The following is an 18,136-nucleotide window of genomic DNA, read 5'->3' on the forward strand; positions in this document are numbered from 1 at the left end:
CCATGACGACCGTGATCTGCCCCTACTGCTTCGACCGCGCCCGCGCGGGCAGGCTGCCCTACCGCTGTCTGATGACCCCGAGCGGGGTCCGCGGCGGCACGCCCTGCGGTCCGCAACGCGACGACATATGGGCGGGCTTCATGGGGCCGAGCGCGCCCCCGGCGGCCCGGATGCGCGGCCCGGTGTTCAGCCCCTCGCGGCGCGTCGCCGCACTGCCGGGCGGGCTGCGCGGCGGCAGCAGCGTGCCCTGTCCCGACTGCGGGGTGTCCACGCCGGTCCGGGTGTGCCGGGCCTGCCACAACGACCTGCCGAGCGACTACTGCGAGCAGGACAGCCGCATCATCGCCCTGGTCGGCGCGAAGGCCTCCGGCAAGAGCACCTATGTGTCGGTGCTGGTCAACGAGTTGAACCAGCGTGTGGGTCAGGCCTACCACGCCTCGCTGGCCGCGATGGGGCAGACCACCCAGCAGCGGGACCGGGAGATGGCGGAGGACCTCTACGAGCGGCTGCGGCTGCCGGACGCCACCCGGCCGGCCGCCCTCGGCTTCAACGACCCGCTGCTGTATCGGCTCAGCGTGCCCAGGCGCGGCCGGCCGGGTTCCGGCACCCGGCACACCACGCTGGTCTTCTTCGACGCGGCCGGCGAGGACCTCGCGGGCGCCGAGGCGATGGACCGCTACACCCGCTATCTCAGCGCCGCCGACGGCATCGTCCTGCTCGTCGACCCGCTCCAGCTCGGCTCCGTACGCGACCGGCTGCCCGTGCACGACGGGCCCGCCCTGCCCGTCGTCGAGACGCCTCCGCAGCAGATCGCCGCCGACCTCGCGGCCCAGCTGCGCGCCCACGGCAAGGGCGGCTCCCGCGGCCGGGTGTCCACGCCGCTCGCGGTGGCCGTCACCAAGACCGACATGCTGGGCCCGCTCCTCGACCCGCACTCGCCGCTGCTGCGCAACGCGCCGCACTCCGAGGGCCGCTTCGACGAGGACGAGCGGCTCGGCGTGCACGAGGAGATCCGGTCCCTGATGGCCGACTGGGACTCGGGCGCGCTGGTACGCCAACTGGAGCTGGACTTCGCCGAGTTGTCGCTGTTCGGACTGTCGGCACTCGGTGCTCCGCCCCCCGCGGAGGCGCCCGCGGACGTACCGAAGTCGGGGCCGCAGCCGGTGCGGGTGGAGGACCCGCTGCTGTGGCTGCTGGCCCGCCGGGGGCTGCTGCCGGTGCGGTCCACCGGGAAGGCACGCGTAGGGAAGGGACGAGTCACATGAACCTCGCCCAGCTGCACTACACCTCGGCGCCACCCGGGCCCGACGGCTCGGGCTTCCGGTTCACGGCGGTCAGTGCGGGTGTCCCGCAGGGACTGCTGCGGGAGGCCGAGCAGCTCATCGGCTATGAACCACCGCGCGACTTCCCGGCCCGCCCCGACGCCGAGCAGCTCAAGGGCTTCCCGAAAGCCTTCAGTTTCAGCGAACTCGTCGACGGTGGGCGGCTGCTGAGCCGCTCGGTGTACACCGGGGCTGACTACAGCGGCCGTTGGGGCAACTTCCATGCGCACGCGGTGCATCTGCCGCCGGGCGCCCGGCTGCCGGACGGTGCCCTGCCGATCACCGCCTGGGAGTCGCCGCGCTGGGCCGACACCACGCCCGCGGGCGGCCGACCCGAGCCGATCGACCGCTTCGAGCCGTCGGGGCTGCTCCGCAAGAACGGCCTGATCGCGTTCGCCGCGTCCCGCTCGGAGCGGCTGGCGGCGTTCTTCGCCGACGTTCGGACGCTGACGGCGGACCCCGACTCGGCCGCCCAGATCGTCCTCGTCGAGCACGACAGCGCCGACGTCGCCCAGTGGATCGCGCTCGCCTGCGCGGTGCTGCCGCGCGAACAGGCGCACCGGCTGACGTTCACGACCTACACCCGCCGCCCGCAGCAGGCCCGCCAGCACATCATCGGCGTACTGCCGTCCTCGGAGCCGGTCGCCCACGACCACCGCTACCGGGTCCACGACTGCACGAGCGGTCCGGCCCCGCAGCCGGTGACGGACGCCTGGGCGCAGATCTGCGCGCGGATCTGGCGCGCCGGACGCCCGGAGCTGTTCCGCGACACGTCCGCCGAGGCGGGGCCACTGGCGATGGCCGCGCTGGTGGCGGGCGTCGAGCTGGGGACGGTGGGGCGAACGGCGGCGGCGCGGTGGGCGGTCGATCATGCGGACACCCTCGCCGACGGCACACTGACGGCACTGGTGGGCGCGCTGTGCGAGGACCCCTGCGACGCCGCCGGGGACGAAGGGGACGCCCTCGCCGCGCTGTTGGCCCGGCTGGAAGGGCAACTGCCGACCGTCGTGACCGCGCCGCTCGCCGCACGGGTCCTGGCCGCGGCCATACGGGGCGGTGGGCCCGTCCCCGCACTGCGAGCGGGGTCGCTGACGGCTCAGGCCCAGGCCGAGCTGGCCCGGGACCTGGCACCCGCCCTGCGGGCCGGCATCGCCGACGCCCTGGAACCGGCCGCAGGACGGCCCCTGGCCCTGCTGCGGATCGCGGACCTGCTGGACATCGACTGCCAGGACCTGCTGCCGGAACTCGCGGGCCGGCTGGCTCGGGGGCTGGTCGCGGAGGACGCGGGGGCGGATGCGGGGACTGACACGGGGACCGCTTCGGTGGGTGCCGGGGCGGTGGACGGGGGACGTTCGGCCGCGGTCCGTGGGGCCGTTGCCGGGGTGGCCGGTGCAGACGGTACGGACGGTGGAGCGGCGGGCAGGGCCTCGGCGCGTGGCCCGGGCGGGGAGGGGCCGCGGTACGGAGCGCACGGTACGGTCGGCCGCTCCCCCGCCGACGGCGCGGCTCGTTCGCCCGGCGACGGCCTGGGGCGGCGCCCGGCCGCCGGTTCGGGTGACGCCTCGGACGACGATCCCGGGCGGGCCTCGGTCGGTGACCCGGCGGGCTCCTCCACCGGTGCCTGGTGGAGTCACGCACCGGACGGCGGCCACGGCAGCACAGCAGCCGGTGCTCCAGGTGCCCGGTCCGCGGGCCGTGAGGTGCGTGCGGCGGCGAGGGACACGGTGCGCCGGCCGTCGGACGCCTGGTGGAGTCAGGGGCCGGCCGGCGGCTCCGCGAGTGCGGCGGGCGACAGCGACGGCCGTACCCGGACCGATGGCCTCGGCCCGGCTCCCTCCCACGGCGCCCCCGACGCCCACCCCCCGGGTGCCGTCCCCGCGCCCGCCTGTCCCCCCGCGCTGCTCGACGCCGTGCACGAACACCCGGCCCTGCGCCTCACGCTGTTCGGTGCCCTGAACGCACTGGCCGCGGCCGACCCGCCCCGGGTGGCCCGGCGGCTGGCCGGGGCGGCGCTGCCCGTGGAGTTGCACACCGGGTTCCCGCATCTGCGGATGTGCGCGAGCGGGTCCGGCGGGACGGGCGGGGACCGACTCGCCCGGTTCCACGGCGTCCTGCGCACCGCGGGCGTCTCACCGCACGCCGACACGGCCGTGCTGCGTACCGCGCTGGAGCTGGTGTGGTCCGGCGAGCTGCCGACCGGCCAGGAGGCGAGCCTGCTGCTGAACCAGCTGGGGTCGGACATCCACCGCGCGGCCGGCACCCGGGGCCTGCTGATCGACGCCGCGCTCGCCGCGCCCCCGGACGACCGTGACGTACCGGACCTCGCCGCCGACCTGCTCCGCTGCTTCCCCACCGAGCTCCGGCCGGGACAGCGCGCCGCCCTCCTGCTGCTGGAGTTCGCCGGTCTGCTGGGGACGGAGGGCGAGGGCGAGGACTGGGTCGGCAGGGTGCTGGCGCTGCGGGACGGCGCGGCCGAGCCCGTCCCGGAGCCCGTCGTCGAGCGGGCGTTCGGCGCGCTGGCCCGGCGGCTGGTCGAAGGGCCCACGCCGGAGAGCGAGTTGTACGCGCTGGCCCGGTCGGCCGAGCCGAGGCTGCTCGCGGCGTACGAGCGGGCGGGCCGCTCGGACCGGGTGGGTGACCGGCTGCGGACCGTGCCGGCGTACGTCGCCTTCTGCTTCGGGGCCTGGAGTTCCTACGCCGGGACCCGGCCGGCCTGGGACGAGACTCGCACGGCGCTGCTGACGAAGGTGTTGCGGCCCGTCGTGCGGGCGCTGCCCGCCGAGGACGTCACGGCGGTCGAGGCAGCCCTCGACCGCGCGGGCAGCGGCCGGCTGGACGCGTTCCGCACCTGGAACCGGCCCGGAGCCCTGGGCCGCCTCGCCGGCCGGCTGTCCGGCCGTGGCCGGCGCGCGGACCAGCCGCCGTCCTGGCCCGGTGACGTCCAGCCGCCCACCCAAGGCGGTCGCCGATGACCGCGCCCGCGTTCCCCTCCTCGACTCCGGGAGACCTTCGATGAGCCCCGCCCTCGCCCCGGTCTGGTTACTCCTGGGCTGGACCCTGCTCATGGCCGTCGGCCTGTGCTTCTTCCGTCTGCTGTGGCTGTTCCTCGGCCTCGGTGTGCGGGCCGTGTGGCGGGGTCTCGGCCCCTGGCAGGTGGGCGGCCCGGATCAGCGGGTGCCGCTCGTCGGCGCGGGTGAGCCCGCCCATCTCGCGTACTGGTGGCGGCAGATGCGGGTGGACGCGGTCACGGCCGGTGCCTACGGGATCCGTGTCATCCGCACCGCGCTGTCCGACCCGTGGCTGGCGCGGTTCGTGCGCAACCTCTTCCACGGGCGGCGTCCCTCGGGCATCCCCGGCGGTTCACCCGGGTCCCGCTTTCTGCTGGTCGTGTTCGTGGCACCCGGCGTCGCCCTGGGCACGCTGCTCGGTGCCGTGCTCGCCATCGCCGTCCTCGGTGTCGTCCTCGCGGTGTTCGCGGTGCTGCTCGCTGCGGTGTGGCTGGGCTGCGCGACGGCCGTACCGGTGCTGCGGGGGGTCGAGCGCGCCTGGCTGCTGGTGCGCGGGGTGCGCGTCAAGTGCCCTTATCCGGGCTGCTATCTGCCGGTGCCGCTGGCCGTGCACCGCTGCCCCGACTGCCGGGCCGAGCATCGCGGCCTGCGTCCGGGGCGGTACGGCGTCCTGTGGCACGCGTGCGCGTGCGGGCGGCGGCTGGCGACGACGCGGACGGCGGGCCGCGGGAAACTGACGGCGCTGTGCCCGCACTGCGCCCGGCCGCTGCCGGAGACGGCCGGTACGACCCGTGTGGTGCACGCACCGCTGGTCGGCGGCACCTCCTCGGGCAAGACGATGCTGATGGCGGCGATGGTGGAAGGGCTGCACGCGTGGGCGCGGCGCGGCGATCTGACCGTCGAGTACGCCTCCGCCGACGACAAACGCACCGCCGCCGATCTCGACCAGGAACTGAGGCGGGCGGGCTGGGCCCACGCCACCACCGGTGGGCAGCCGCGCGCGCTGATGCTGACCGTGTCCCGCGGCCGGCGGCGCAGACTGCTGTATCTGTACGACCCGATGGGCGAGTCGGTGAGCGACGCCGAACGGGTCCGTGCCCAGCAGTACCTGGCGCACGCGGACGGTGTCGTCCTGGTCGCCGACGTGCTGGCGGATCCCAAGGTGCGGGGCGCACTGAGCGACGACGACGCCCGGCGTGCGGGGGCGGCCCGCCCGTCGGCCCAGGGGCCCTGGGAGACGTATCAGCGGCTGATCGGGGAGCTCGCGGCGCTGACCGGCCGACGCGGGCGGCTGTCGGTGGCGGCGGTCGTCACCAAACGGGATGTGCTGGACCAGCTGACGTCGCTGCCGGTGGCCGGTGCGCGGATCGACGGCTGGCTGGAGGAGATCGGTCTGGGCAGCCTCGTACGCGCCCTCGGGCACGACTTCCGGGCGGCACGCTACTGGGCCGTCAGCGCCCACGCCGCGACCGGCACCGGCCCGCTGGAGCCCGAGCAGCGCAGGGCCGCCGAGCCGCTGCTGTGGCTGCTCGGCGCCTCGGGTCTGAGGACCTCGGCGCTCATCGGGCCGGACGGCTCGGCGGGCGGAAGGGAACGCAGGATCAGGCTGCGCGGCGGCGACGAGAGCGAGAGGAGGTACAGCCCGGCATGACCCAGGTGACCGCACCCGTCGGACGCGGGCGGCGCATGGCGGCGGGCCTGTTCGTCGCGGCGCTGGTGCTGACGGCGGCCGGCGCGGTGCTGCTCGCGCGGTGGCTGTTGCTGCCCTGAGCGTGGCGCACGACATCTCGATTACCGGAAAGGACAAGCGAAGTGAGCGACATTCCCGGCGGGCCCATGGCGAACCGGCCGGTCCACTTCATCTGGCTGCTCGACTGCTCGTACTCGATGCAGGGCGAGAAGATCGCCAGACTCAACTACGCGATCAGGGAAGCCGTTCCCGAGATGCGTTCGGTGGCCCACGACAACCCGGCGGCCCAGCTGCTGCTGCGTACCATCACCTTCTCCACGACCGCCCAGTGGCACCACCCGACGCCGGTCCCGGTCGACGACTTCACCTGGCAGGACGTCGAGGTGGACGGCATGACCAACCTCGGCGAGGCGCTCACCCTGGTCTCCCGGGAGCTCCAGAGCCCGCCGATGCCGCAGCGGGCGCTGAAGCCGGTGCTGGCGCTGGTGTCGGACGGGGTGCCCACGGACGACTGGAAGGCGGGCCTGAAGGCGATCGACGCGACGCCGTGGGGCCGCAAGGCGGTCCGGGTGGCCATCGCGATCGGCGCCGACGCGGACCGGTCGGTGCTTCAGGAGTTCCTCGGCAACCCCGAGCTCCAGCCGCTGGACGCCAACAGCCCCAAGCAGCTGGCGGCGGCGATCCGCTGGGCGTCCACGGCGGCCGTGAAGGCGGCCTCGCAGCCGATGGCGGGCTCGGCCGACACGACGGTGAAGCAGCCCTACGCGCCGCCGGTCCTCGACGACGACGATGACGACGACGTGTGGTGACGCTCGGGGTGCGGCGCTGGGAGACGCTCGGCGACAGCGTCCAGGGCGTCAACAAGCAGCACAATCAGGACTGGTACGCCTGTGAGGGCACCGGCAGCGGCGAGGATCCGCTGGTGCTGGCGGTGGCCGACGGGCACGGCTCGGCGGTCCACGCCCGCAGCGGGCTCGGCGCGCGGTTCGCCGTGGACCGGTTCGTGGTGCGGGCGGCCGAGTTCGGGCGGGCCGCCCGGGACTGTCATGAACCGGGGCGTCTGGCGCGGCTGATGGCCTACGCCCGGGACGACTTCCCGCGCGCGCTGGTGCAGGACTGGCGGGAAGCGGCCCTGGGCCACTGGGCGCGGCACCGCCCGGTCGCGGACGAGGGTGCGCGGGAGCCGGAGCGGGACGCGAAGCTGGTGCTGTACGGCACGACGCTGATCGGCGCGGTGCTCACGCCGTGGCTGTTCGTCGCGTGGCAGATCGGTGACGGGGATCTGGCGGTCGTCGAGCACGACGGGGCGCTGCGCCGGCCGCTGGCGACCGGTGAGGAGGACCTCGGCGACGAGACCGAGTCGCTGTGCGGTCCGCAGGCGTGGCGTGCGGTGCGTACGTACTGGGCGCCGGTGTTCGACGAGGCGCGGGCTCCGCGGCTGGTGGTGTTGTCGACGGACGGGCTGTCGAAGAGCTTCGCCTCGGCGGACGGCTACCGGGAGTTCGTCGCGGGCCTGGACGGGCGGCTGGCCGCCGAGGGCAGCGGCGGAGTGCGGGACTCGCTGCCGCAGTGGCTGCGCCAGGCGTCGCAGTACTCCGGTGACGACACGACGCTGGCGGCGGCGCTGCGCCGGTCCGGCCGGGCGAGCGGGGTGGCCGGGGAGCCCGGGTCCATGGAAACGGAACGGAAGACGGAGACGTAGACGATGAGCGGCATGCTCGACAGCGGGACGCGGCTGGCTGCGGAGAACGGCGACGAGGTCGAGATCATCGACATGCTGGGGGCCGGTGGTCAGGGCGAGGTGTACCGGGTACGCACTCCGGGCGGCGACAAGGCGCTCAAGTGGTACTACCCGACGTGCGCGACGCCGGAGCAGGAGGAGATCGTCAGGGACTTGGTGACGCGGGACTTCGACGACGACCGGTTCCTGTGGCCGGAGGCGTTCGTGCGCGCGTACCGGGGGTCGTTCGGCTATCTGATGGAGGTGCGCCCGGAGCGCTTCAAGGGGCTGCCGGATCTGTTTCGGCGCCAACTGCGCACCAGTACCCGGGCGTTGCTGACGGCGTGTCTGTACACGGTGGAGGCCTATCAGGCGCTGCACTCGCGCGGTATCGCCTACCGGGACATCTCCTGGGGGAATGTCTTCTTCGATCCGGTCACCGGTGATGTGCTGGTCTGCGACAACGACAACGCGGTCGTGGAGGGCGACGTCAGCGGCATCTCGGGGACGATGAAGTTCATGGCGCCCGAGCTGGTGCGGGCCGAGGCGGGGGCGCGGCCCGGCACGCAGTCGGATCTGCACTCGCTGGCGGTCCTGCTGTTCATGCTGTTGATGAACCATCACCCTCTTGAGGGCCAACGGGAATTGGGCATCCACTGCTTCGACGAGGCGGCGGAGAAGCGGCTGTACGGGAAGAGTCCGCTGTTCGTGTTCGATCCGGCGGACGACTCCAACGCGCCCGACCCGATGGAGCACGCGACGGTGCTGGCGACGTGGGACGCGGCGGAGGGGACACTTCAGGAGCTGTTCCGCCGCAGTTTCACGACCGGGCTGCATGATCCGGCGGCCCGGGTACGGGAGACCGAGTGGCGCAACGCGCTGCGGGCGGTGCTGGACTCGGTGGTCGAGTGCGCGTCCTGTGGACGGCAGAACATGACGGAGCCGGGTGAGCACCCGCCGGCGCGTGTGTGCTGGTCCTGCCGGGCGCAGCTGGTCCTGCCGCCCCGGCTGGTGGTGACCACGCCGCCGCCGCGCGCCGAGCATCACATCCGGCTGCGCCGGGCCGCCCGGGTCCAGGCGCACCATCTGCTGCCGGAGCCGGCCCGGCACGACTGCTCAAACGCGAGCCTGGTGGCGGAGCTGGTCGAACACCCGTCGAGGCCCGGCCGGTTCGGCATCATGAACCACACGAAGGACACCTGGACGGGCACCCGTTCCGACGGTACGTCCCAGCAGATCGGCCCCGGCCAGACGGTTCCCTTGCGTTCGGGCCTGGAGCTGGATCTCGGGGGCGGCGCGCGGGCGGTGGTCCGGGCCAAGTGATCCCGCTGAGGGGCGCCGCACGGGATGTGGTGTGGGGCGCCCCGCGTCACCGGGCCTGAGGTGACCCGATGCCGTGGGCGGGTCCTGGGTCACAGCCCGAGGGCGCGGCCGATCTCCTGGGCCAGGGCCAGGCTGCCGCTGCCGGCGGCGACACCGATGCCGATGGTCTCCAGGGCGGAGCGGATACGCCCGCGGTTGGCGGGCTGGCCGTCCTGTTCGGCCTGGACCAGTTCGCCCTGGATGATCTGCCCCTGCGCGACCAGCGCCGGGTTGTCGGTGCGCAGCCGCTCGACGAGCCGCTCCGCGAGCCGCAGCAACTCGGCCGGGTCGGCACCGTTGTTGATCTCGATGCGTCCGTGGTCGCCGATGTTGGCCGGCCCGTTGATGTTGCGGATGTTGTACGTGCTCATGTCCCGCCTCCTGTGATGTGCGCGGTTCAGGGCCGGGCCGGTGGCGTGCCGCCGCCCGGTTGCCCTTGAGGACCGCTCCCCTGTGGCCCGTTGTTGTTGATCTGGCCCTGGTTGCCGAGGTTGCTGTTGCTGACGTTCTCGATGTTGTAGGTCTGGTTGCTGATGACCTGCTGCGCCTTGTCGAACGAACTGGTGTCGACGTTGTGGTCATGGAGGAACTTCTCGGTCGCGGTCAGCACTCCCTGCTGGAGGCGGAAGAGGAAGTCCTGCGAGTCGATGCGCTCGGCGTATCCGGCCGCGTCCCAGTCGGCGTGCCGTTCGCGCAGGCTGTCGGGGGCGCCGTAGTCGTAGATCACATGCTGGTCGGCGATGTCCCGCCGCACCTTCCGCAGGAACCGTGCCTCGGTCCGGCGGCGCCGCCCCCGGGTGCGGATGCGGCGCAGGGCACCGCTCAGCTCGGGCCAGGTGTGCGTGGTGGCGTGGGCGACGAGGCTCCACCAGCGGTCGAAGGGGGCCACGGGCAGGCGGTCCACCCGGTGGAAGCGTCCGCCCAGCGGCGGTATGGCGTAGGCCGCGACCTCCCAGGTGAGGCTGGGCTGGTTGAGGATCGCCCGCAGGTACAGGGAGACGATGAGCCGCCCGCCGTCCCCGACCCGCTCCAGGCAGAGATGGGTGCGCATGCCGGCGCCCGGCCGGTGCAGGCCCGCCTGGACGAGTTGTTTGGGGATCTGGGCGCGGGGGCGCCTGGTGCGGTCGGGCACCAGCTCGTCCAGCATGAAGGCGGCGCTGCCGATGACGTAGAGCCGGTTCTTGACCCGCAGGCCCTCCAGGCCGGAGATGCTCTCCATGTGGCGGGCGACGTAGGTGTGGAGGTCCACGGCGTCGAACGGGATCATGGGGAGGGTGCCGCCGCCCGGTGCCTCTGCGGGCTTGCTCACGTCGATGGGCTGCCAGACGACTTCCTTGATCTTGCTGCCGCTGCCGACGAACGGGTTGGTGAGGGCCGCCGCGTCGGCGTAGGGCAGGACGTTCGCCCGCTTGAACGCGTGCTCGTTCAGCCAGTCCTCGGCCGCCGGCTCGACCGGCGGTGCGAGTTTCTCGGCCTTCTCGGAGGCGCGGAGCACCTCCTGTGCCGCAGCCCTGGCCCGGGACTGCGCGCGATGGACCAGCCACCACGAGGCCGCGAGGATGCCGAGGGGGCCGTACAGCCCGACCTGGGCGACCGATCCGTTGCCGCCCACCAGCCCCCCGAGGCCGACCATGAGCGCAAACGGCAACGCCGCGCCCAGCCAGGCCAGTTGCCGGTCGAGGGCCTCCCGGCGACGCACGGCCACGCGCGCGTGCCGGGCGAGTGCCACGAAGTTGACGCCGAGGGTCAGCCCGATCGCGTTCAGCCGGTCCCCGGTGAGATCGCGGTCGGCCTCGAAGGCGAACTCGTCGTCGAGATGAACCGATGCGCACAGCCGCCGGGTGACCCCGTCCTTGCGGTACTGCGGCAACGACGGTAACGCTCTGCCCGCCACGATGACCTGCCCTTCCTGCCGTTCCAGCGCGCCTCACCCTAGGGACAACGGACCGGGTTTGTCCCGGAGTTGATGCGAGTCGCCCACCCGGATCGGCGCAGGTGACAGCGGCTCGGCGGCTGCAGGGGGATCCTCATCGCCCTCGGACGTTCACCCGCGGGTCATCTCCACGAGTTTGACGACGGTGTTCCAGTTGCGGGTCGTGGCGGTCAGCCCCTTGCCGAAGCGGGGCCGCGACAGCGTCTCGGCCAGCTTGGAGCGGCCGAGGCCGTTCGGGGCGTACAGGTACAGCGCGCGGTCGCCGAGCCGGAACTCCTCCGGAAGGTGGGCGTCCCGGTCGATCTCGCTGAAGCGCTCGGCGGTCACCGGGGCGGAGAGGTAGGTGACATGGAGCTGCTTGGCCTCCAACTCCGCGGCGGGGAAGGGGCAGTTGTCGGCGACCGCCGCGAGGTAGGCGTGGTCGCGCACGATCACGTCCACGGCGAAGCCGAAGTGCCCCTCGATCGCCGACGCGAGCTCGGCGGCCAAGGACTCCTCGTCGCCGTGGGCGCAGGCGAAGACCGCCTGGCCGCTCTGGAGGTAGGTGCGGACGCCGTCGTAGCCGAGGCCGGTCATCAGGGTGCGCAGGTCGGCCATGGGGACTTTTCTGCTGCCGCCCACATTGATTCCGCGCAGCAGCGCCGCATACGTCGTCGTCATCCGGCCAGCTTATGGCGAGCCGCTGACAACGGGCGGTCGCCGTGCCCTCCCCTGATCCACATCCCCGACCCGGGCGGATACGTGTAAGGGGCGGACATCCTCCTCAGTGGGGAGAGGCCGGGGTCCGAGCGGATGAGGTCCGGCCCCGGCACTTCACCGGGCAGCACGACGAGATGGCTTTATCCGGCCCATACCTTCGAAACGAAAGGTGTCGGCAGGGGGCCGCCACCGCAATCAAGGGGGCAAGCCCGTCATGGGGAACGGAGACACGCGAGTGCGGGGCATCGCCGCTCGCGCCGGCGGCTGGAGCGCCCGCCATCGATGGGCTGCCGTCGGCATCTGGGTGCTGTTCGTCGTCCTGGCGATGGGGCTCGGTTCGGCGGCCGGCCGGGTCGACGTCAAGGACAGTGACCAGCTGAAGGGCGAGACACACACCGCCGCGAAGATCGTCGAGGAGGCCGGGATCGACGAGCCGGCCAGCGAGACGGTGCTGATTCAGGCCAAGGGCGATGGCCTCAGGGCCACGGACGCCGAGTTCAGGTCGGCGGTCACCGCGGTCGTCGAGGCCGTCGAGGGCACCGGCGAGGTCACGGACGTGACTTCGCCGTACGACACGAAGACGATCTCCAAGGACGGCCGCAGCGCGCTGGTGCAGTTCGACATGCGCGGTGAGTCGGACACCGCCGGCGAGCGTGTGGAGCCGGTGCTGAAGGCCGTCGAGGAGGTCCAGAAGGACCATGAGTCGCTGCGGATCGAGGAGATCGGCGGCGCCAGCATGATGAAGACGTTCGACGACGCCTTCGGGGACGACTTCCAGAAGGCCGAGTACTCCGCGGTGCCGGTGGCCCTCGGCATTCTGCTCATCGCCTTCGGCGCGCTGGTGGCGGCGCTGCTGCCGGTGCTGCTGGCCATCACCGCGATCATGGCGACGATGGGCCTGATGGGCATCGTCAGCCATGTCATGCCGATGAGCGACACCGCCAACTCCGTGATGCTGCTGGTCGGTCTGGCCGTCGGCGTCGACTACTGCCTGTTCTATCTGCGCCGGGAGCGCGAGGAGCGCGAGGCCGGCCGGGACGCGCAGACGGCCCTGCGGGTCGCCGCCGCCACCAGTGGCCGCGCGATCATCGTCTCCGGTGTCACGGTGTGCGTGGCGATGGCGGGCATGCTGTTCACCGGTCTCGCCGAGTTCGAGGCGATGGGCCTGGCCTCTCTGATGGTCGTGGGCGTCGCCATGGTCGGCTCCGTGACGGTGCTGCCGGCGCTGCTGTCGCTGCTGGGCGAGCGGGTCGAGAAGGGCAAGATCCCCTTCCTGCACCCGGAGAGCAAGCTGCGCCGCAACCGTGGGCGCGCCAACCGCGAGAGCCGGTTCTGGACCGCCGTGCTCAAGGGCGTGCTCGCGCGTCCCGTCCTCTCGGTGGTCGTCGCGACCGGCGCGCTGCTCGCGGTGGCGGCCCCCGCGGTCGGCATGAAGACGCAGAACCTCACGCTGGACCAGGAGTTCGGTGACTCGCTGCCCATCGTGCAGACCTACAACCGCGTCAACGATGCCTTCCCGGGCGGCTCCGAGCCGGCCGAGGTGGTCGTCAAGGCGGACGACATCAACGCTCCCGCAGTGAAGTCCGCGCTCGCCGACTTCCGTGAGCGTGCGGTCACGTCGGGCGCCTCGCGCGGCCCGGTCGACATCAAGCTGCACGACGAGCAGAACATGGCGTTCGTGTACGTCCCGCTGGTCGGCGGTTCCGACCTGGACAAGGCGGGCGAGAGCCTGGACAAGCTGCGTGACGAGGTCCGCCCGGCCACGCTGGGCAAGATCGACGGCGTCGAGGCGCCGATCACCGGGCAGGTCGCCGGCTCGAAGGACTTCAACGACCAGCTGGCCGGAGCCGTCGTCCCGGTCTTCGCCTTCGTCGTCGTCTTCGCCTTCCTGCTGATGCTGCTGTCGTTCCGCTCCCTGACGGTGGCGATCACCTCGATCGTGCTGAACCTGCTGTCGGTGGGCGCGGCGTACGGCATCCTCGTCGCCGTCTTCCAGCACGGCTGGGGCGCCTCGCTGGTGGGTGCGGAGGGGGTCGGCGCCATCATCAGCTGGCTGCCGCTGTTCCTGTTCGTGATCCTGTTCGGGCTGTCGATGGACTACCACGTGTTCGTGGTCTCCCGGATCCGCGAAGCCCGGCTGCGGGGTCTGACGACCAAGGACGCGATCCGGCACGGGGTGGTCACCACGGCCGGTGTCGTCACCAGCGCCGCGGTCATCATGGTCGCCGTGTTCGCGATCTTCGGCACGCTGTCCATGCAGTCCATGAAGCAGATGGGCGTGGGCCTCGCGGCGGCGGTGCTCATCGACGCGACGATCATCCGGGGCGTGCTGCTCCCCGCGGTGATGGCGCTGCTGGGCGAGCGGAACTGGTACCTGCCGAAGTGGCTGCACCGGCTGCCCGACCTGACACACGACGAGGCGCCCGAGGCCGTGACGCGCGGGGCCGCCCGGGAGGACGAGGGCGAGCGGGTGCCCGTCTGATCCCGGCTGCCCGACGAGGGGCCCGTCGACTCACTGGGAGTCGGCGGGCCCCCGCCGTTCGCTCACTGGGAGTCGGCGGGCCCCGGCCGTTCGGCCCCCCGTCCTGACCCGCGCACCGCGCCGTGCCCTACCCCTCGTCGTCGTCCTCTTCGTACAGGCGCTCAAGAGCGCCGGCGCACTTCGCGGCGACCTCCCCCGCGAACCGGGCACACGTCCACGACTCCACGCTGAGGGCGCCGTCGAGGGGCGGGAACGCGTCGGGCGTGTAGAAGTGCGGCAGGCCGTCGCGGAAGTCCCCGGCGTCCAGGGGCGGGTGTGCGTCGGTGTGGGGGCATCGGTCCGGGCGGGGCGCGGCGGCGACCGTACGCATGATCGCGAGGATGTCCCGGGCGACCGCGTAGGGCGGGGCCGGATAGGAGACGGTCATGGTCTGGTGGGCGGTGAGCAGCAGCACGGCCCGCTCGCGGACCCGACGAGCCTGGTCGCCGGGCCGACCGGAGTCCTCGGTCTGCCCCAGCCGGTCGTACCGCCGGGCCGCCCACAGGCCCAGTTCGTCGGCGTACTGCTCGTTCCAGCTCACGTTCTGGAGCCGCTCGGTGATCTTCTGGATGTCCAGGAGGCCGTCGGCCCGCAGATATTCGGCGTCGAGGTGGGAGGTGTCGCGCGGGCCGAAGAGCCTGTCGCGGCCCGCGCGGAGTTCGGTCAGCGTCTCCTGGGCGACCTGCGCCATGTAGGCGGGGCACACCAGTTGCTCCAACGGGGCGCCGTCGCCGTAGCGGTCGGGGTTGTGTGTGTACACCCGGCGTCCGGCGGGGGTGCTGAGAACGATCCCGAGTTCGGCGGCGCTTGTGCTGTGGCCGCTGAGCTTCGGGTGCTCGGCGTGGTCGCAGGTGGCGTCGGCGAAGTCCGGCAGGACCTTCTCCACGCCGTTGATGAGGCTGCGGAGCACCGACCTGTCCTGGATCATGCCGGACACGGCGTGCCAGCTCACGGCCCTGACGACCTGGAGGCGGCCGGGGCGGTCCTCCGGCTGGGCGTGGTAGAGGTAGCCGCCCTGTGAGGCGATCTCGTCGGCGACGTCGGTGCCCGCCTTCGGGTACAGCTCCAGCAACGCCTCCAGCGACTCGATGTCCGCGCGGTCCTGGAGGGACAAGCGGGGCGGGACGTCGTCGACTTCGCCCGGGCGCAGGATGTCGAGGGCGATCCGCGCGAACCCGGCGACATTGCGCGGGCAGCGCCACACCTCGCGCGGCTGGTCCTCCTCGTACCACTCGGCGCTCTCGTCGGCGATCCGGAGCAGCAGGTCGGGGAGTTCGGCGTCGGCGTCGTGGCCGTCATGGGACTCGTACGGGTGGCTGTCGTGGTCGCAGGACCTGACCCGCTGCGCGGTGTCCGCGGCGCGTAGCGCGGCCTCGGCCTGCGTCCGGGAGTCCACGCCGCAGCAGTTCGTCCAGGGAGCCATGATCGTCAGCCCCAGTACCCACACGTACGCGTCCCCGGCCGCGGGGTCGGCGGCGAGCCGGGCGGCGCAGTCGAGGACCGCCCGGTCGTGCTCACCGTCGGGGCCCCAGAAGTCGAACTCGTCCTGGATCTCCTCCCAGGACTGGACCAGGTCGTGCAGGGGCGTGCCATCGATTTCCGTCACGATCTTGCCGACGCATGTCGGGGCCAGGAGGTTCCATCGGGCGGTTGTCCGTCATCGCCGGGGACGGGCGCGCCACCCCTCGGCCACGGCATCGCGGCGCACATCGCGGCCGTGGCCGTGGCCGTGGCCGTGGGTGGCGGCGGCGCGGTGGTGCCTACCCGGCCTCCCGTGCGTCGCGTACGGCGGCCAGCTCGGCCTCGATCAGGTCGGCGGCCCGCTGGGTGCCGCCCTCCTGAGCCATGTCGGCCTGGATGTCCTTCAGACGGCGGGCGACCTCGGGGTCGCCGACGAGGGACAGGGCGGTCTCGCGCAGGAACTCGGCCGTGGCCTCCTCCGTCGGCACACGGCGGGCGACGCCGAGGGCCTGGAGCATGTCCGCGTTGCCGAACTGGTCCACGGCCTGCGGGACGGCGATCATCGGGGTGGCCGTGGCCAGGCCCTCCTGGCTTCCGCCGGCGCCGGCGTGGGTGACGAACAGGTCGGCCTGCTGCAGGATCGCCAACTGCGGGACCCAGGACCGCACTTCGACGTTGGCCGGTACGTCGCCCAGGTCGGCCGAGTCGACGTGCCGGCCGACCTGAAGCACCAGGTGCCAGCCCGGCAGGTCACCGAACGCCTTCAGGCACTCCCGGTAGAACGCCGGCTGCTTGGTGAACGCCGAGCCGAGGGAGACCAGCACGACCTTCTCGGCGCCCGCGGGACGCCGCCAGTCGCCCTCGGCGGTGCGGTCGGCCTGGCAGGCGCCGACGAAGGAGTGGACGGTCTCGTCGACCCGGTCGGCGTTCGGCTGGAGGGCCTTCGGGATCAGGACGAGGGAACGGGAGGGGCGGCCCGCGAAGGGATCCGGGTGCTGGGTGATCCCGTTCGCCTCCAGCCACGACTGGAAGCGGTCGTAGTAGGCCCGCCCTCGCTCGGACTTCTTCGGCTCCTCCCACATCGGTTCGGCGACCTCCTGCTCGTAGCCCTCCCAGGCGACCATGCAGGGCGAGAGCGAGATCGCGGGCACGCCCCAGCGGTGGGCGAGCACGCGGGCTCCGTAGGAGGCGATGTCGTGCAGGACGAGATCGGGTTCGTCGCCGTCGTACGCCTCTACGAGCTGGGGCAGTGCCTGGATCGCGTCGTCGAGGAACGGCTCCACGTTGTCCAGGAGCGTCTCACCCCAGGCCTCGGGGTCGGCGTCGGGACCGGGCAGCGTGGAGTTCCAGAGCTTCGGCACGGCGCCGGTCGCGGCGACCTTCTCGGCGAAGGCCGGCGGGATCGCGTACGTGACCCGGTGGCCGCGTGCCACGAGCTCGCGGATCACCTCGAGGCTGGGGTTCACGTGGCCGTGCGCGGCGATGGAGAACATGGCGATGTGAGCGGGACTGGTCATGACGGAACCTTAGCGAGACGATACGTCTCGTGCAACATGGGTTTCATGGCGCCAGCACCTCGTGCAGCCTCAGCCACGCCCCGGGCGGCACCTCACCGACGAGAACTCCCGCGTCGAGGCGCGCCGCACGGAACGCCGCGTCGACCCGCCGCCTCGGGTGGGCCCGGCGCAGCGACGCGTGCAGCGAGCCGCCGCGGCCGGAGAACCCCAGGTCGACCAGGTGCCGCCAGCTCTCGTGGTGCCCGGCGCCGAGCAGTGGGGTCCGGCGCCGCTCGATCCGTACGATCCCGGCGTCCACACGCGGCACGGGCCGGAAACTGCGCCGCCCCACGCGGCCGGCCAGCCGCCACTCGTAGCGGGGCCAGGTCAGCACCGTCAGCCGCGTCCAGCTCCCGTAGTCACCGGTGCGTTTGCGGGCGTACTCGAGCTGGGTGAGAAGGGTCGCGTCGGTGAGGGCGGGGGCACGCAGACACCAGTCGACGATGGCCGCGGTGCGGGAGAAGGGCACGTTGCCGGCGACGGAGAACGCCGTGCGCGGTGGCCGGGCGGCGAGGAAGTCACCGCCGACAACGCGGACTTGGGGGGTGTGGGAGAAGCGTGCGCTCAGCGCCGGGACGAGCCTCGGGTCGATCTCGTACGCGAGGAGGCGGCTGCAGCGCGGGACGAGCAACTCCGTCAACGCGCCTTTTCCGGCGCCGACTTCGAGGAGCAGTGGCACCGGGTCGCCGTGCGGCACGGCGAGCCGGGCGAGCTGTCCGGCGGCTGCGCGGTCGGTGAGGAAATTCTGGGAGAGCGCGCGGGATGCGCGGGTGGGGCGGGCCATGGCCTGCGGTCCTTGTCTTCCGTGAAGAGGGAGAAGGGCAGCCGAAGGCCCTGACCGGAAGACAGGCGGAGGTAGCGCGA

13 protein-coding genes and 1 pseudogene are annotated in these 18,136 nt (G+C 72.7%); 8 read left to right on the forward strand and 6 right to left on the reverse strand.

Annotated elements, in window-relative coordinates; all coding sequences use genetic code 11:
• The first annotated feature begins 2 nt into the window (after nt 1-2).
• The 7 genes from ACHBTE_RS02600 (at nt 3) to ACHBTE_RS02630 (ending at nt 9,063) form a co-directional block, all read left to right on the forward strand.
• Nucleotides 3-1,265 carry a hypothetical protein gene (locus ACHBTE_RS02600; RefSeq protein ID WP_394721645.1) on the forward strand — a complete coding sequence of 421 codons (1,263 nt, stop codon included), beginning with the start codon at nt 3-5 and terminating at the stop codon, nt 1,263-1,265.
• Nucleotides 1,262-4,294 carry a GTPase-associated protein 1-related protein gene (locus ACHBTE_RS02605; protein ID WP_394721646.1) on the forward strand — a complete coding sequence of 1,011 codons (3,033 nt, stop codon included), beginning with the start codon at nt 1,262-1,264 and terminating at the stop codon, nt 4,292-4,294. The genes ACHBTE_RS02600 and ACHBTE_RS02605 overlap by 4 nt, the downstream gene beginning before the upstream one ends.
• 40 nt (nt 4,295-4,334) lie before the next feature.
• Nucleotides 4,335-5,981: a hypothetical protein gene (locus tag ACHBTE_RS02610; RefSeq protein WP_394721647.1), complete on the forward strand. Its 1,647-nt coding sequence runs from the start codon at nt 4,335-4,337 to the stop codon at nt 5,979-5,981.
• On the forward strand, nt 5,978-6,100 hold the full coding sequence (locus ACHBTE_RS02615; protein ID WP_394721648.1) for a hypothetical protein: 123 nt from the start codon (nt 5,978-5,980) through the stop codon (nt 6,098-6,100). Before ACHBTE_RS02610 ends, ACHBTE_RS02615 begins: the two co-directional genes overlap by 4 nt.
• Nucleotides 6,101-6,166: 66 nt before the next feature.
• On the forward strand, nt 6,167-6,829 hold the full coding sequence (locus ACHBTE_RS02620) for a tellurium resistance protein (RefSeq protein ID WP_394721978.1): 663 nt from the start codon (nt 6,167-6,169) through the stop codon (nt 6,827-6,829).
• Complete coding sequence (locus ACHBTE_RS02625; protein ID WP_394721649.1) at nt 6,823-7,722, forward strand: protein phosphatase 2C domain-containing protein; 900 nt, start codon at nt 6,823-6,825, stop codon at nt 7,720-7,722. The genes ACHBTE_RS02620 and ACHBTE_RS02625 overlap by 7 nt, the downstream gene beginning before the upstream one ends.
• 3 nt (nt 7,723-7,725) lie before the next feature.
• Nucleotides 7,726-9,063 carry a protein kinase gene (locus tag ACHBTE_RS02630; RefSeq protein ID WP_394721650.1) on the forward strand — a complete coding sequence of 446 codons (1,338 nt, stop codon included), beginning with the start codon at nt 7,726-7,728 and terminating at the stop codon, nt 9,061-9,063.
• 89 nt (nt 9,064-9,152) lie between these two features.
• Here the strand turns inward: ACHBTE_RS02630 and ACHBTE_RS02635 are convergent, their stop codons facing one another.
• The 3 genes from ACHBTE_RS02635 to ACHBTE_RS02645 form a co-directional block, all read right to left on the reverse strand.
• On the reverse strand, nt 9,153-9,473 hold the full coding sequence (locus ACHBTE_RS02635; protein WP_394721651.1) for a hypothetical protein: 321 nt from the start codon (nt 9,471-9,473) through the stop codon (nt 9,153-9,155).
• 26 nt (nt 9,474-9,499) lie between these two features.
• The gene (locus ACHBTE_RS02640) at nt 9,500-10,972 is read right to left on the reverse strand and encodes a hypothetical protein (RefSeq protein ID WP_394721652.1); all 1,473 of its coding nucleotides are present in this window, start codon (nt 10,970-10,972) and stop codon (nt 9,500-9,502) included.
• A gap of 174 nt (nt 10,973-11,146) precedes the next feature.
• Nucleotides 11,147-11,695, reverse strand: coding sequence for a DUF1697 domain-containing protein (locus ACHBTE_RS02645; protein ID WP_394721653.1), 549 nt, complete (start codon nt 11,693-11,695; stop codon nt 11,147-11,149).
• A gap of 253 nt (nt 11,696-11,948) precedes the next feature.
• Here ACHBTE_RS02645 and ACHBTE_RS02650 point away from each other — a divergent pair, with 253 nt between their 5' ends.
• On the forward strand, nt 11,949-14,216 hold the full coding sequence (locus ACHBTE_RS02650; RefSeq protein ID WP_394721654.1) for an MMPL family transporter: 2,268 nt from the start codon (nt 11,949-11,951) through the stop codon (nt 14,214-14,216).
• Nucleotides 14,217-14,343: 127 nt separating this feature from the next.
• Here the strand turns inward: ACHBTE_RS02650 and ACHBTE_RS02655 are convergent, their stop codons facing one another.
• The 3 genes and pseudogenes from ACHBTE_RS02655 to erm form a co-directional block, all read right to left on the reverse strand.
• A complete protein-coding gene (locus tag ACHBTE_RS02655) occupies nt 14,344-15,861 on the reverse strand; it encodes a hypothetical protein (RefSeq protein WP_394721655.1) in 1,518 nt (505 codons plus the stop codon).
• A gap of 154 nt (nt 15,862-16,015) precedes the next feature.
• Nucleotides 16,016-17,280: pseudogene (gene mgt, locus ACHBTE_RS02660) on the reverse strand (macrolide-inactivating glycosyltransferase).
• The gene (erm, locus tag ACHBTE_RS02665) at nt 17,277-18,056 is read right to left on the reverse strand and encodes an ErmE/ErmH/ErmO/ErmR family 23S rRNA (adenine(2058)-N(6))-methyltransferase (RefSeq protein WP_394721656.1); all 780 of its coding nucleotides are present in this window, start codon (nt 18,054-18,056) and stop codon (nt 17,277-17,279) included. Before erm ends, mgt begins: the two are co-directional and overlap by 4 nt.
• Nucleotides 18,057-18,136: the final 80 nt, after the last annotated feature.

Origin of the sequence: Streptomyces sp. M41, from assembly GCF_043673425.1 — a bacterium.
Classification (GTDB): Bacteria; Actinomycetota; Actinomycetes; order Streptomycetales; family Streptomycetaceae; genus Streptomyces.

Bases quoted from the DNA above. Each gene is read 5' to 3' on its own strand.
- ACHBTE_RS02605 (WP_394721646.1), top strand. From the start codon at position 1,262: ATGAACCTCGCCCAGCTGCACTACACCTCGGCGCCACCCGGGCCCGAC.
- ACHBTE_RS02645 (WP_394721653.1), bottom strand. From the start codon at position 11,695: ATGACGACGACGTATGCGGCGCTGCTGCGCGGAATCAATGTGGGCGGC.
- ACHBTE_RS02635 (WP_394721651.1), bottom strand. From the start codon at position 9,473: ATGAGCACGTACAACATCCGCAACATCAACGGGCCGGCCAACATCGGC.
- ACHBTE_RS02620 (WP_394721978.1), top strand. From the start codon at position 6,167: ATGGCGAACCGGCCGGTCCACTTCATCTGGCTGCTCGACTGCTCGTAC.
- ACHBTE_RS02610 (WP_394721647.1), top strand. From the start codon at position 4,335: ATGAGCCCCGCCCTCGCCCCGGTCTGGTTACTCCTGGGCTGGACCCTG.
- ACHBTE_RS02650 (WP_394721654.1), top strand. From the start codon at position 11,949: ATGGGGAACGGAGACACGCGAGTGCGGGGCATCGCCGCTCGCGCCGGC.
- ACHBTE_RS02615 (WP_394721648.1), top strand. From the start codon at position 5,978: ATGACCCAGGTGACCGCACCCGTCGGACGCGGGCGGCGCATGGCGGCG.
- ACHBTE_RS02600 (WP_394721645.1), top strand. From the start codon at position 3: ATGACGACCGTGATCTGCCCCTACTGCTTCGACCGCGCCCGCGCGGGC.
- ACHBTE_RS02630 (WP_394721650.1), top strand. From the start codon at position 7,726: ATGAGCGGCATGCTCGACAGCGGGACGCGGCTGGCTGCGGAGAACGGC.
- erm (WP_394721656.1), bottom strand. From the start codon at position 18,056: ATGGCCCGCCCCACCCGCGCATCCCGCGCGCTCTCCCAGAATTTCCTC.